At 38.3% G+C, this 14,001-nt stretch carries 12 protein-coding genes and 1 tRNA gene; 9 read left to right on the plus strand and 4 right to left on the minus strand.

All coding sequences use genetic code 11. The features are described from left to right. Positions 1-97: 97 nt before the first annotated feature. A complete protein-coding gene (locus BN999_RS17730; RefSeq protein ID WP_096273639.1) occupies positions 98-1,051 on the plus strand; it encodes an alpha/beta hydrolase in 954 nt (317 codons plus the stop codon). 130 nt (positions 1,052-1,181) lie between these two features. Beyond that, positions 1,182-1,397, plus strand: coding sequence for a hypothetical protein (locus BN999_RS17735; RefSeq protein ID WP_096273641.1), 216 nt, complete (start codon positions 1,182-1,184; stop codon positions 1,395-1,397). Positions 1,398-1,445: 48 nt separating this feature from the next. On the opposite strand, the gene BN999_RS17740 is transcribed toward BN999_RS17735, so the two are convergent. The 3 genes from BN999_RS17740 to dat all read right to left on the minus strand — a co-directional run bounded on the left by BN999_RS17740 (position 1,446) and on the right by dat (position 5,007). Continuing rightward, entirely contained in the window at positions 1,446-3,443 is a 1,998-nt protein-coding gene (locus BN999_RS17740) for a S9 family peptidase (RefSeq protein WP_096273643.1), read from the minus strand. An 86-nt stretch (positions 3,444-3,529) separates the two neighbouring features. Then, positions 3,530-4,048 carry an AAA family ATPase gene (locus BN999_RS17745; protein WP_096273645.1) on the minus strand — a complete coding sequence of 173 codons (519 nt, stop codon included), beginning with the start codon at positions 4,046-4,048 and terminating at the stop codon, positions 3,530-3,532. 86 nt (positions 4,049-4,134) lie between these two features. Then, complete coding sequence (dat, locus tag BN999_RS17750; protein WP_096273647.1) at positions 4,135-5,007, minus strand: D-amino-acid transaminase; 873 nt, start codon at positions 5,005-5,007, stop codon at positions 4,135-4,137. Between the two features lie 255 nt (positions 5,008-5,262). On the opposite strand from dat, the gene BN999_RS17755 reads away from it, so the two are divergent. From BN999_RS17755 to BN999_RS17775, 5 genes are all read left to right on the plus strand, one after another. Beyond that, a tRNA-Gly gene (locus BN999_RS17755) sits at positions 5,263-5,336 on the plus strand. A gap of 151 nt (positions 5,337-5,487) precedes the next feature. After that, on the plus strand, positions 5,488-6,639 hold the full coding sequence (gene queG, locus BN999_RS17760; RefSeq protein WP_096273649.1) for a tRNA epoxyqueuosine(34) reductase QueG: 1,152 nt from the start codon (positions 5,488-5,490) through the stop codon (positions 6,637-6,639). A gap of 11 nt (positions 6,640-6,650) precedes the next feature. After that, entirely contained in the window at positions 6,651-7,163 is a 513-nt protein-coding gene (locus BN999_RS17765; protein WP_096273651.1) for a methylated-DNA--[protein]-cysteine S-methyltransferase, read from the plus strand. Between the two features lie 40 nt (positions 7,164-7,203). Beyond that, positions 7,204-8,046 carry an amidase domain-containing protein gene (locus BN999_RS17770; RefSeq protein ID WP_096273652.1) on the plus strand — a complete coding sequence of 281 codons (843 nt, stop codon included), beginning with the start codon at positions 7,204-7,206 and terminating at the stop codon, positions 8,044-8,046. A 57-nt stretch (positions 8,047-8,103) separates the two neighbouring features. Next, a complete protein-coding gene (locus BN999_RS17775; protein ID WP_096273654.1) occupies positions 8,104-8,577 on the plus strand; it encodes a tRNA (cytidine(34)-2'-O)-methyltransferase in 474 nt (157 codons plus the stop codon). Positions 8,578-8,594: 17 nt separating this feature from the next. Here the strand turns inward: BN999_RS17775 and BN999_RS17780 are convergent, their stop codons facing one another. Beyond that, positions 8,595-9,257 (minus strand): hypothetical protein, encoded by a 663-nt coding sequence (locus tag BN999_RS17780; protein WP_096273656.1) that lies wholly within the window; start codon positions 9,255-9,257, stop codon positions 8,595-8,597. A 466-nt stretch (positions 9,258-9,723) separates the two neighbouring features. On the opposite strand from BN999_RS17780, the gene BN999_RS17785 reads away from it, so the two are divergent. Both BN999_RS17785 and odhB read left to right on the plus strand, forming a co-directional pair. Continuing rightward, positions 9,724-12,579, plus strand: a complete 2,856-nt coding sequence (locus BN999_RS17785; protein WP_096273658.1) for a 2-oxoglutarate dehydrogenase E1 component — start codon at positions 9,724-9,726, stop codon at positions 12,577-12,579. Next, positions 12,576-13,826 (plus strand): 2-oxoglutarate dehydrogenase complex dihydrolipoyllysine-residue succinyltransferase, encoded by a 1,251-nt coding sequence (gene odhB, locus BN999_RS17790; protein ID WP_096273660.1) that lies wholly within the window; start codon positions 12,576-12,578, stop codon positions 13,824-13,826. Before BN999_RS17785 ends, odhB begins: the two co-directional genes overlap by 4 nt. Positions 13,827-14,001 lie beyond the last annotated feature (175 nt).

The raw sequence follows: 14,001 nt of genomic DNA on the forward strand, positions 1-14,001 counted from the left end.
ATGGTGCCTTTTCAAATATCTACCAATGAAATAGTGTGAAAATTTTTAGTATAATAGTATTATAGACAACAAGAGAGCACATCTAGGGGGAAGTAAGGTGAAGAAAAAGGTATTTAAAATCGTAGCAGGGCTTTTTGTCATACTGTTCATTATAGATATTATTGCGAGTTTTTATTTTTACGATCTTGCTATCAATCGAGGCCCAAAGGATTTCCTTAGTGGGAATAAGGATTTAGAAGTATCGGCAGAAACCATGGAGGTTTTGCTTGATGGTGGTTGGCGTGATTGGGTAGCTAATCAGGAGTTTGAATCTTTAGAAATGACATCAAGAGATGGCTTACTTTTACAAGGATATTTTCTTGAGGCAAAGGAACCAACTAATAAACTCGTCATTGCTGCACACGGATACTTAGGACGTGGAAGTGATATGGGCCTCTATGGGCAATATTATTATGAGGAATTAGGATACCATTTCTTTACCGCCGATTCCCGTGGACATGGGAGAAGTGAAGGGGACTACATCGGATTTGGTTGGCCAGATCGATTAGATTACCTGGATTGGATTAATAAAATGATACAAAAACTTGGACCTGATACTGAAATTATTTTGCATGGATTATCTATGGGTGCTGGAACTGTCTTGATGGCGGCAGGGGAAGAGCTTCCAGAGAATGTAAAATTGGTTATAGCTGATAGCCCTTATACAAGTGTTCATGATTTATTCTCTTATCAGATTAAAAGAATGTTTAAGCTCCCACCATTTCCTTTCATTCACACAACTAGTATCGTAACAAATGCCAAAGCAGGTTATTCATTTAAAGAGGCATCTGCATTGGAACAAGTGAAAAAAGCAGAAGTTCCTATTCTGTATATTACAGGGAACGGGGATACATTCGTCCCTACAGAAATGGCTCATGAACTCTATGAAAATACCGGTAGTGAAGCTGAAATCGTCACATTTGATGGAGCTAATCACGGTGAGTCATTTGTGATGGATGAGGAGAAGTACATTCGCGTGTTGAATGACTTTTTGGAAGAAAATTTGGATTAATAATATAGTTTGTTACATAGGGATATGAATCTATCGATTTGTATCCTTATTTTTTAAATATACAAATAATTCATAAATTTATGATAAAATGATAGGTGAACTTAATTAAATGTGGTCCAGGGGGGATATGATGAATAAGAATACGTTGTTTTTTACTATAGGTATCATAATCGGATTGTTTATATTGCCAGGGATATTAGAATGGCTTGGCTTACCTTCATTTGCTGATGTTATTACGATGATATTTGGCGAACCAAATACTGTTAATAGGTTGGTAGTTGGCCTATTGGGAGTATTAATATTCTTCTTTTTTATAAAAGTATTTTTGAAGAAGAAAGTGGGTTAAAAATTGCGGACGTCTCTAAATCTTTAGAGACATCCGCTACAATTAATCTTACAAATACTTCTCAAACCAATCACAAATATGATTTAAACGTTCAATACGTAATTCAGGCTTACCACTACGGCTTAACTCATGGTTTGAACCAGGGAATCGAACAAATTCAGTTTCTTTCTTAAGATGTTTTAATGTGACAAATAATTGTTCCCCTTGTTCAATTGGGCAACGGTAGTCATTTTCACTATGCAAGATTAATAGTGGTGTTTCCACTTTGTCTGCATATTTCAATGGAGATATATCCCATAGAGCTTTTGGATCATCAAGTAGATCATAACCATGTTGCCATTTATTAAAGAAGTAACCAATATCACTAACACCGTAGAAGCTTAACCAGTTACTGATTGAACGTTGTGTAACTGCGGCTTTGAATCGGTTAGTATGACCAACAATCCAGTTTGTCATGAATCCACCATAGCTTCCTCCAGTAACACCTAGACGTTCTTTATCAATAAAGTCGAATGTTTCAACAGCATAATCTACAGCAGACATTAAGTCACGATAATCTCCACCGCCATAATCACCGCGGCATGCATTTACAAATTCTTGACCATATCCATGTCCACCACGTGGGTTCGTATATAGAACTACATATCCTTGTGCAGCTAATAGTTGCATTTCATGGAAGAATGTTTGACCGTACATGACATGTGGGCCACCGTGAATTTCTAGTACCATTGGATATTTTTTTCCTTCTTCAAAACCATACGGGCGTAACAACCATCCATGTACATCCCAGCCATCTTCAGCTTTAAAGGAAATTGCCTCCGGTTTACCTACTTCCACTTCATCAAGGAAATCTCTATTGGCATCTGTTAGTTGTTTTGAATTTAACTTAGCATCTAATAGATAAAAGTTACAAGGTTCTACTGGGCTACTTACACCAATTACAAAAGAGTCGTTAGTTGGATCGTAAGCGAAACCAAATACATGGCTATCCACATTGTAAAGTTCTTTTAACTCACCTTGTAGAGTTACTTCATATAGGTTCGTTGCACCTTTGTCAGAGCCAATGAAAAATACACGGTTTTCATCTTTAGACCAAACAGGACCATTTTCAGAAGAACCTAAGCGAGTATCTCCGGCAATCATATCTCCTAATTGGAAGTCCCAGCCATCACTTAGACAAGTGTGCTCTTTTGAATCAACATCATAGATATATAGTTTGGTGAGTGTTGCATTTAGGAATTCTTGCTTATGACCTAAATAAGCAATTCTTTTACCACTTGGAGAGAACTTAGCTGTATAGTAAGAACCCTCACCGTCTGTTAATCTGGTAATCTCTTTTGTTGCTACATCTAATGAATATACATCACTCTTTAACTCATATTCTTCATCTTCACTTAAGTTTGCAGCAAATAGAATAGTCGAACCATCAGGTGAAATATCTTGAAATCCATGATGATGATTTCCGCTTGTTAACTGTGTGAAGGTTTCTTCTTCTACATCATACAGGACAATCTGTGACTTTTTATCATCTAAAAACCCTTGAGCATCTGATTTATAGCGTAAGTTTTTTACATGTAGAGGTTTTTTGCTTTTTTCCTCTTTTTCTTTTTTCATTTCTTCTTTGGAAAGTTCTTTTTGACTTGTGACATCATCACCTTGTTCTAATGAAGCCGTGAAGATGATGTACTTTCCATCTTTAGACCATGTTGGACTTACTGCGCCATTTTTGAAAGTAGTAAGTTGCTTAGCTTCTCCGCCATCTAGTGGTAGTAACCATAATTGTGGTACCCCGCTTCGAGTGGACTGGAACACTACTGATTTCCCATCCGGTGAAAAGCGAGGATTACTGTTTTTATCATGGCCAAATGTCCATTGTTTTGAATTCTCCTCGTCCACATTTTGAACGAATAAATTTGATTCATATTCTTTCTTATCGTTTACAGTGGTGGAAACATATGCAAAAGCTGTTCCATCAGGTGAAAACTGTGGGTCGCTGAATACATCAAGATTCATAAAGTCTTCGGTAGTTATAGCACGTTTAGCCATTCGAGAAAAACCTCCAAATATAAGTAGTATTTTGAAAACTTGTTCTTATTCTAAACTATTTCGGGTTACGAAGCAATTAGAAAATACTAGTTTTTTAGATTATATTCAAGGCTCCTTAAAAACTTGTTTAATTGAATGCGGTTTTTAAAAATATGTATGTCTTTATTTTGTAATCTCGCTAGTCTATCATGCATTTTGGGTGCTTTATTTTTGTTATAATTCTTAGTCCATAAAATAAAGTCCCAGTCTAATTTTTCAGGACAGTCCTTGCCGATGTCGGGTCGTGTTTTCTTACTATACATGATTCGCCTTTTAGTAATTCCATATAAACATCGGAGGGTAGAGTAGTTTAAGAAGATAATAGTATCAGCATCCTCCAGGCGCTTTGGTAATGTAATCCCATAGTTTCCGTCAATGATCCAGCTATCTTGTTTTAGAAGCTCTGCATGTCTCTTGAGTAAAATAGACTCTTCTGCAGGTGTCCAACCTGGTTCCCAGTATAGGGCATCCATATGATGGACCGGTATATCTAATAATTGTCCCAGTTTCTTAGCGAGGGTAGACTTACCCGCTCCAGGGTTTCCTAGAATGGTTATTTTTTTCATCTCTTCCTCCTTTAAAGTGGAATATTCAGAATACGTATCATGAAATAGGAGGCTGTCTCATACCTTATCTCTGAGACAGCCTTGTTTTAGACGTTTGCAATTAAATTTTCTTGAATGTTAGCATCCTTTTCATAGGCTACTTGTAATTTTCTCGTAATGGTACCTGGCTTACCGTCCCCTACCTGGTGACCGTCTACAGAAACAATGGGTGTGATTTCCGATGTACTACTGGATAAGAAGATCTCGTCAGCTTCAAAAATATCTTCAATTAAAAAGGCTTCCTCCACTAGTGGGATTTCAAGTTCTTGTACAAATCGTTCAATTGCCATGCGGACACAACCATGTAAGATGTTTTTCGTTGTAGGGTGTGTGAAAATCTTCCCATCCTTAACTAGATATACGTTAGAAGCAGAACATTCTGTCACAAGACCATTCCGGTGAAGGATTGCTTCATAACATCCATGCTCCTTAGCAACTTGTTTTGCCATGACATTTGGCAATAAATTTAGGCTCTTAATATAGCAATTCTCCCACCGCATATCACGGTGTGTAATCACAGAGACACCGCCTTTTAAGGATGATAGATTACGAGGGAAGGATTGGACATAGGCATAAATATTGGGTGCGACACCTTCTGGGAAAATATGGTCCCTAGGTGCTGAACCTCTAGATACTTGCATATACAGCTTTGCATCTTCGGTTATGTTATTTCGTTTCAATAACTCTAGTAATAATCCTTTTAAGACTTCTTTGGATTGGGAGAGTTTTATTTTAATAGCTTCAGCAGAACGATATAAACGGTCTATATGCTCATCAAGTAAGTAGTAACTACCTTTGTATATCCGTATTACTTCATATACTCCATCCCCAAACTGAAGAGCACGCTCCTCTACAGGGAATTTCAAACTGTCGCGATGGATGAATTTATCTTGTGATAAAATAACTGGAAATACTGACAAGCTATTCGCCTCCTTATTGTTATGACTATTTTATTACTTCCATATGCGGTTGTAAATGTTTGTTTGTATATACTATTCATTCGAAAACTATCTGTTATAAGTGTCAGATTATGTGTAGGTATTTATAATCATTTACAAGATAGGGCGAATTCAATAATTCAATCAAAAGTTTTACATTTTCCCTTGCCAAGTGAAGAAGTTATTGATATAATAAATTCTGCGTTCGAAAAATGAACAGTTATTCTAATAAAATTTGCGGGTGTAGTTTAATGGTAAAACTCCAGCCTTCCAAGCTGATGTCGTGGGTTCGATTCCCATCACCCGCTCCATACATATGTCCTAACGCAGTATTTCGTAAAAACTTACGAAGTGTTGCGTTTTTCCATTTCTTCATTAAAATCCTCAGAACACTTAACAAACTTATTTCCAAGTAGTATCTTAGAGTTAGTAAAATATGACATCAGAAGGGAGGCGCTGCAAATGAATACTAATCAGTTGAAACAAGAAATCATCGAGTACAGTAAAGAAATTGGAATCGATAAAATTGGTTTTACAACAGCTGATGTTTTCAGCGAATTAAAAGAACGTCTAAAACGCCAACAAGAATTAAACTATCAATCCGGTTTTGAAAAGGGCTCCAATGAAGAGCGTACAGAACCAAGGCGATTATTACCAGAGGCTCAATCGATCATTTCTATTGCAGTTGCCTATCCTTCAAGAATGAGAAAAGATGCACCAAAGAGTACGAAGGAAGAACGTAGAGGATTTTTCTGTCGTGCGTCATGGGGAGTAGATTATCATGATGCTCTTCGCGAACGGTTAAGAAAATTAGAGACCTTTATACATGAGCGGGTAAAAGATGCGGTTACGAAAATAATGGTTGATACTGGGGAATTATCAGATAAGGCTGTGGCAGAGCGTGCTGGGGTTGGTTTCGTTGGAAAAAACACCATTCTGATAACGGAAGAATATGGTTCATTTGTTTACCTTGGTGAAATGATGACCAATATACCATTTGTACCAGATTCTCCGGCCGAAGATGGATGTGGTGATTGTCGCAAATGTATTGATGCTTGTCCAACAGGTGCCATAATCCAAGGCGGACAATTGAATGCGCAGCGCTGTATTGCATTCTTAACACAAACAAAGGATTTCCTTCCAGATGAGTTCAGGAGTAAGCTAGGGAATCGAGTGTATGGTTGTGATACCTGCCAATTAGTTTGTCCGAAAAATAAAAAGATAGATTTTCATATTCACCCTGAATTTGAACCGGAAGATGATGTTGCAAAACCAAAGTTGAAGCCTATGCTATCCATTTCCAACCGTGAATTTAAAGAAACATTTGGCCATATTGCAGGATCTTGGAGAGGTAAGAAGCCAATTCAGCGTAATGCCATTATTGGTCTTGGTCACTATAAAGATAAAACAGCAGTGGATGACTTAATAGCTATCATGCAACACGATCCACGTCCAGTGATTCGTGGTACTGCTGCATGGTCCCTTGGGAAAATAGGTACAGAAGAAGCATTTATTGCAATACAACAAGCAATGCATAAAGAAAAAGATTCGGATGTACTCTTCGAAATGGAAAAGGGATTAGCTTTTCGTGAAATACAACTCACAAAAAAATAAGGGAGAAGATGATGAACCTTTATTATGGCGAAATCAACACACCTATAGGAATGTTAATAGCCGTTAGTGATGGTAACAAGATAGTTCGAATTGATTATGGGACGTTTACCGGTAATCAAGATAAACTGATGAATTGGGTGAAACGGTATATTAAAGAAGGTCACTTCATCCATGCACCTGAAATGGTTGCTTTAGTGGACAAGCAATTACAAGAGTATTTTGATAAAGAAAGATTGTCCTTTGAAATTGGGTTCTCATTCTATGGTACGGAATTCCAGAAGAAAGTGTGGCAAGCATTAGTAGATGAACTCCCATACGGAAAAGCAAAGTCTTACAAAGATATTGCGATAGCTATTGGTAATCCAAAGGCTGTTCGAGCGGTTGGAGGGGCAATTAATAAAAACCCATTCTCTATTGTAGTTCCCTGTCACCGGGTAGTAGGAACAAGTGGAAAATTAGTAGGGTATAATGGTGGTTTAAGTAAAAAAGAATACTTATTAAAGCACGAAGAAATATTGATTTAGACAAGTCTCCCCTCCATATATTCTAATGGAGGGGATTTTTATGAAGTTATTAGAAGAGTTTTGGAAAGAAATTTTTGAAACGAAATCTAAAGGATTAGAATGGTGGGAAAGGCAACAGGCATTAAATGAAAAGCGAAATGCGAAGCTAGTCAAAGTAAACGGGAAGGGTCATATATACCAACGAATGAAATATGACCAGGAGGAAAAAGTATATTATCACCTACATCTATCCATGTTGATGAAACAGGGCAAACATTTTTTTAGAGAAGAACGAACTATTCCATATGAATTCAGACTAAGGGCCGGTGAGATTATGGATCATAGGCCGACTGTTATAAATGAACAAGTTGAACCGACGGAAAAGTTATTTCCTGATGTAGGAAAAGGTGAAAAATCGGAACGGTTTGTATATGACCGCCTTGCTGCTGTTCAATATGCAGAAAGATGGTGGAATAGTTATAATCCCCAATATCGTAAATTCGAAGTAGATTGCACGAATTATGTTTCACAATGCTTACGTGCAGGAGGTGCTCCGATGAGGGGGGCACCAAATCGAAATCAGGGTTGGTGGTACTCAGGGAGCAATTGGAGTTATAGTTGGGCAGTAGCCCACTCCTTAAGGTGGTACTTAGCAGGGTCTACACAAGGGTTAACCGGAACAGAAGTAGATTCTCCAGCTGAACTACAACCTGGTGATGTTATCTGTTACGACTTTGAAGGAGATGGTAGGTGGAATCATAATACGATTGTTGTCGCAAAAGATGCCTATGGTATGCCACTTGTTAATGCGCATACATCTAATAGCCGACAACGTTATTGGTCCTATGAGGATTCCACAGCCTACACACCAAATATCCAATATAAGTTTTTCCGTATCGGATAAAAGTGATATAATAATAAAGTTGATTATAGAAAGGTAAAGAGCAAGGAGAAATGAATTGTGAGTGTACATGTTGTATTATTTGAACCAGAAATCCCAGCCAATACAGGGAATATCGGAAGAACTTGCCTAGCTACAGATACAAAACTTCATCTTATCCATCCACTTGGATTCTCTACAGAAGATAAAGCAGTTCGCAGAGCAGGTCTAGATTATTGGAAAGATGTTGATATTGAGGAACATCAAACCATTTTTGACTTATATGAGCAATATCCAGAGGGTAAGTTTTATTATATTGAAAACTTCGGGACAAAGCATTATACCGATTTCGACTTTAGTAACACAGAAGAAGATTTATTCTTTGTATTTGGAAAAGAATCTACCGGAATACCAAAGGATCTATTGGTAGGCAAAGAGGATCAATGCCTCAGAATTCATATGAATGATAAAGTACGTTCCTTAAATTTATCAAATACAGCTGCAATTATTGTTTATGAAGTATTAAGGCAACAAGGTTTTCCTCATTTAACTTAAAATTTGAACGCTATTCACTATGTTGAGTAGCGTTTTTTGTTTGGTTTGTTGTGGATTCTGGGTAGAAGATTGGAGGTAACGGGCACAAGTACCGGATTTCTGGTCGCAAGGTTACTGGTATTGGGCACAAGTACCGGATTTCTGGTCGCAAGGTTACTGGTATTGGGCACAAGTACTGGATACAAGGTCACAAGGTTGCTGTTATCGGGTAAAAGCACCAGATTCCCGGTCGCAAGGTTGCTGGTATTGGGCACAAGTACTGGATACAAGGTCACAAGGTTGCTGGTATTGGGCACAAGCACCAGCCCCTCGGTCGCAAGGTTTCTAGTATGAGTCACAAGCACCGAATTCCCGGTCACAAGGTTGCAGTTATCGGTCACAAGCACTAGCCCCTCGGTCGCAAGGTTGCTGGTATTGGGCACAAGTACTGGATACAAGGTCACAAGGTTGCTGGTATTGGGCACAAGCACCAGCCCCTCGGTCGCAAGGTTTCTAGTATGAGTCACAAGCACCGAATTCCCGGTCACAAGGTTGCAGTTATCGGTCACAAGCACCAGCCCCGCGGTCGCAAGGTTTCTAGTATGAGTCACAAGCACCGAATTCCCGGTCACAAGGTTGCAGTTATCGGTCACAAGCACTAGCCCCTCGGTCGCAAGGTTTCTAGTATCAGTCACAAGCACCCGATTACCCACACTAAATAAAAAAACTAGCCCCTCCAAAAAGAGCTAGTTTTACCAACATTATTGATTTTTCTTTGGTACTCCTGGCTTTGCATCATATCCAGCAGCGAAGATTGATACTAGGAATGTCACGATAACACCCATTAGAAGTGCTAATTTCATATGTAATCCTCCTTTAATAAAGTCCATATGTAAAGATGAGCTTATCATATCTGTCCCCATTATAGCGAAAAAATTACAGAAAGTGAACTAAGAATGGTTACAAAATCATGAATGTATAAATTAGAAAATTCACTATCTTTGTAATTTGATACATTTCTGTGTAAAGGCACATAAGATATATTGTTCTCCTATGAAAAATAAGGTATATTAGTTGATGAAGTTTGATGTCAGTTCTATAATAAGAATTGTCGAATAATAACCGTTTTCAAACGGAGAAAGTTAACTTCTAATGGGGGTATAAGACGTGGCACAAAATGACGAATCTTCACAAAGATTCTGGGGAGAGTTTCATGGTCCTAATATAGGATATTTAGAAGAACAATATGAGTTGTATAAAGAGGACCCTCAAGCAGTTGATCCTAGTATAAAAGAATTATTTGATCAACATGGAGCTCCTATTTGGTTGAATACTTCAACCAATACGGTACAAGAAAGTTCTGGAAGTACTTCTATTAATGATGTCAAGAAGATTACCTCAACAGTGAAATTAGTTGAGGCTATTCGTCGTTTCGGTCATTTAGAAGCAGATATTTATCCAGTGAGTATTCATGAGGAAAGAAAATCTGAATTACTCAATCCGGGGAATTATGGTCTTACTGAAGCAGATTTAAAAGAAATTCCTGCTTCTTGGGTATGGGAAAAGGCACCAGCTGGTGTTGATAATGCATTTGATGTTGTGCAAGAGTTACGAAAATACTATACTGGCACGATTACATTTGAATATGACCATGTAGATAGTGACGAAGAGCGTGACTGGTTATCGAATTATATCGAATCTGGAAAAGCTCGATTAAATCTATCTGATGATGAGAAAAAACAATTACTAGATCGATTAGCAAATGTTGAAGGATTCGAATCATTTCTTCAAAAGACATTTGTTGGACAAAAGCGTTTCTCTATTGAGGGACTTGAAGCTATGGTTCCGATGCTTGATCACATTGTTAAGTACGCAATAGAGGATAAAGTTGAAAATATTATGATGGGGATGGCACACCGAGGTAGATTAAGTGTATTGGCCCATGTGTTAGGAAAACCAATGGATAAAATTTTCTCAGAATTCCATCATTCACCTAATAAGGAATTGATGCCTTCTGAGGGTTCTAGAGGAATTACCTATGGTTGGACTGGTGACGTTAAATATCACTTTGGTGCTGTTAAAGATGTAAAAGACGGTAACGAAACCAAGATTAAAATCACACTTGCACACAACCCATCTCACTTAGAATTTGTCAATCCTGTAGTAGAGGGGTTTGCTAGAGCAGCACAGGATGACCGTTCAGAAAGTGGTTATCCAAAACAAGATGTCTCAAAAGCTATTCCAGTATTAATTCATGGGGATGCTGCTTTTATCGGAGAAGGTGTAGTAGCTGAAACACTTAATCTTGCAAATCTACCTGGATATCGCACTGGTGGTACACTTCACATCATTGCGAACAACTTACTTGGATATACAACAAACCAGGAGGATGGTCGCTCTACTCGCTATGCAAGTGACTTAGCAAAGGGCTTTGAGATTCCAGTCATGCATGTAAATGCGGATGATCCAATTGCATGTGTATCTGCAATTAAACTTGCTTATGACTATCGTCAAAAATTCAATAAGGATATTTTAATAGACTTAGTAGGATATCGCCGCTATGGTCACAATGAAATGGATGAGCCAAGAGTTACACAACCTAAACTTTATGGTTTGATTGATAAACACCCTACAGCAGCTAATGTATTTGCTCATGAATTGGCAGAGAAGGGAATTGTCTCTAAAGAAGAATTTGACCAAATGGTAGCTAAGATTGAAGAAAACTTAAAAGCTATTATTGATGGCATGGATGAAACTGAAATTGTTAAAGTCGAATGTAAAGATATGCCTGATGCTTTAAATACCGACTTAGAAAAATATGAAACTGCGGTAGCGAAGGAAGAACTGGAAGAGCTTAATAATGGACTATTTACACGTCCTGAAGGCTTTACAGAAAATAAAAAGCTAGCAAGAATTTTCAAACGACGTAAAGAAGCATTGCAAGAAGGAAACTATGTTGACTGGGGTGCAGGGGAAGCGCTTGCTTATGCCTCCATCTTAAAAGACGGTATTCCAATCCGTTTAACTGGTCAGGATTCAGAGCGTGGAACATTTGCTCACCGTCATGCGGTACTAAATGATGCTGTGACAAATGAAAAATATAGTATCTTTCACGGGTTAAGTGCTAATGCATCGTTTGATATACGTAATAGCCCTCTTTCTGAAGTTGCGGTATTAGGTTTCGAATATGGATATAGTGTTCAATCTCCTAATACACTAGTTCTTTGGGAGGCACAGTTTGGTGACTTTGCAAACGTAGCACAAACTATTTTTGATCAATTCATCTCATCCGCTCGTGCTAAATGGGGAGATAAGTCCAATATGGTATTATTACTTCCTCATGGACATGAAGGAGCTGGACCAGAGCACTCAAGTGCAAGATTAGAACGGTTCTTACAAATGGCTGCTGAGAATAACTGGATTGTTGCATATGTAACATCATCTGCACAATTCTTCCATTTAATTCGTCGTCAAGCAGCATTACGTGGAAAAGAAGAAGCTCGTCCGTTAGTGTTAATGACACCGAAAAGTAGCTTGCTTCGAAATCAACGTATTGCTTCAGAGGCAAAAGAATTTACAGAAGGAAAATTCCAGTTGCTACGTAACCAACCAAACTTAAAAGTGAGCAAGAAGAATGCAAAGCGCTTACTAATTGGAACTGGTAAAGTCATGATTGATATTGAGGAAGCACTTGATGGTTCAGATGAGAAATTAGATTGGCTACGCGCTGTTCGTCTTGAACAAATATATCCATTCCCAACAAAAGAATTGGAGAAAGTTCTAAAAGAGCTTCCAAATCTTGAAGAAATAGTTTGGGTACAAGAAGAGCCTAAAAATCAGGGAGCATGGGATTTCGTAGATGATTATTTACGTGATCTATTAAAACCGGGTCAAACATTACGCTATATTGGCCGTCCAGATCGCTCAGCACCAGCTGTTGGGGATCCAAATGTCCATAAAGCCGAACAAGAGACAATCATACAACAAGCAATTAACCCGACATTAGGAGGAGAATCCAAATGAGTGAAATTAAAGTACCAGAACTTGCAGAGTCTATTACAGAAGGAACGATAGCAGAATGGTTAGTTAGAGTAGGGGACAAAGTTGAAAAAGGTGACCCAGTTGTTGAACTAGAAACGGATAAGGTTAATGTTGAAGTGAACTCAGAAGTTTCTGGTGTAATTACTGAAATTGTGAAAGAAGAAGGCGAAGATGTTGTGGTTGGTGACGTCATCGCATTAGCAAGTGAAGAAGGTGGAGCTACTCCTGAGCCTGTAAAAGAGGAAGCACCAGCTGCAAAAGAAGAAGCACCTAAAGAAGAGCCAAAAGCTGCACCAGCACCAGCTGCTAAGCATGAAGAAGAAGCTTCAAACCGTGATGTCATTGCTTCACCAGCAGCTAGAAAGCGTGCTCGTGAATTAAACATTGATTTAAGTACAGTAGCAACTCGTGATCCACTAGGTCGTGTTCGTCCTGAGGATGTTGAGGCCGCTGCAAGTGCACCAAAACAACAAGCTGCTCCTGCCAAGAAAGAAGAGCCAAAAGCTGCTGTAACAACTGAACCTAATAAGCCAGTTGAAGTGGTGAAGATGTCTCGTCGTCGTCAAACCATTGCAAAACGCTTAGTTGAAGCTCAACAGACTGCAGCAATGTTAACTACTTTTAACGAAGTAGATTTAACAAATGTTATGAAACTACGTAGTGAACGAAAAGATAAATTCTTAGATAAACATGGAGTAAAACTTGGATTCATGTCATTCTTTACTAAAGCAGTGGTAGGAGCATTAAAAGACTTCCCACTACTAAATGCTGAAATCCAAGGAACTGATCTATTAGTTAAGAAGTTCTATGATATTGGTATTGCAGTATCTACAGATGATGGTCTAGTAGTTCCGGTAGTACGCGATGCTGACCGTTTAGACTTCGCTGGAGTAGAACGCGAAATTGCTAACTTAGGTAAAAAAGCCCGTAATAAGGAATTAGGCTTGAATGACTTATCAGGCGGAACATTCACGATAACAAATGGTGGAACTTTTGGTTCTATGCTATCTACACCAATCTTGAATGCACCTCAAGTTGGTATTCTAGGAATGCACAACATCATTAAGCGTCCTGTTGCAATGCCGGATGATTCGATTGAAGTACGTCCAATGATGTACCTTGCACTTTCTTATGATCACCGAATTGTTGATGGTAAAGAAGCAGTACAATTCCTTGTACGTGTGAAACAATTACTTGAAGATCCATATGATTTATTATTAGAAGGTTAATATATGAAGGAAGCCCCGCTCAAGCGGGGCTTTCCTTGTTTAGGTTAATAATGTATCAGCATTTATTATCCTATGTTCCTTTTGCAAATCAAATAAGAATAATTGAAAAACTTGACCGAAGACGGATATAAAAGTCCTTCTTTGGTCTTTTCGTTGCCTGAATATAAAGTCATAT

The organism is Paucisalibacillus globulus, from assembly GCF_900184735.1.
In the GTDB taxonomy this organism is placed as follows: Bacteria; Bacillota; Bacilli; order Bacillales; family Amphibacillaceae; genus Ornithinibacillus; species Ornithinibacillus globulus_B.

Coding starts and splice junctions, on each gene's coding strand:
- BN999_RS17735 (WP_096273641.1), top strand. CDS start 1,182: ATGAATAAGAATACGTTGTTTTTTACTATAGGTATCATAATCGGATTG.
- odhB (WP_096273660.1), top strand. CDS start 12,576: ATGAGTGAAATTAAAGTACCAGAACTTGCAGAGTCTATTACAGAAGGA.
- queG (WP_096273649.1), top strand. CDS start 5,488: ATGAATACTAATCAGTTGAAACAAGAAATCATCGAGTACAGTAAAGAA.
- BN999_RS17745 (WP_096273645.1), bottom strand. CDS start 4,048: ATGAAAAAAATAACCATTCTAGGAAACCCTGGAGCGGGTAAGTCTACC.
- BN999_RS17765 (WP_096273651.1), top strand. CDS start 6,651: ATGAACCTTTATTATGGCGAAATCAACACACCTATAGGAATGTTAATA.
- BN999_RS17740 (WP_096273643.1), bottom strand. CDS start 3,443: ATGGCTAAACGTGCTATAACTACCGAAGACTTTATGAATCTTGATGTA.
- BN999_RS17770 (WP_096273652.1), top strand. CDS start 7,204: ATGAAGTTATTAGAAGAGTTTTGGAAAGAAATTTTTGAAACGAAATCT.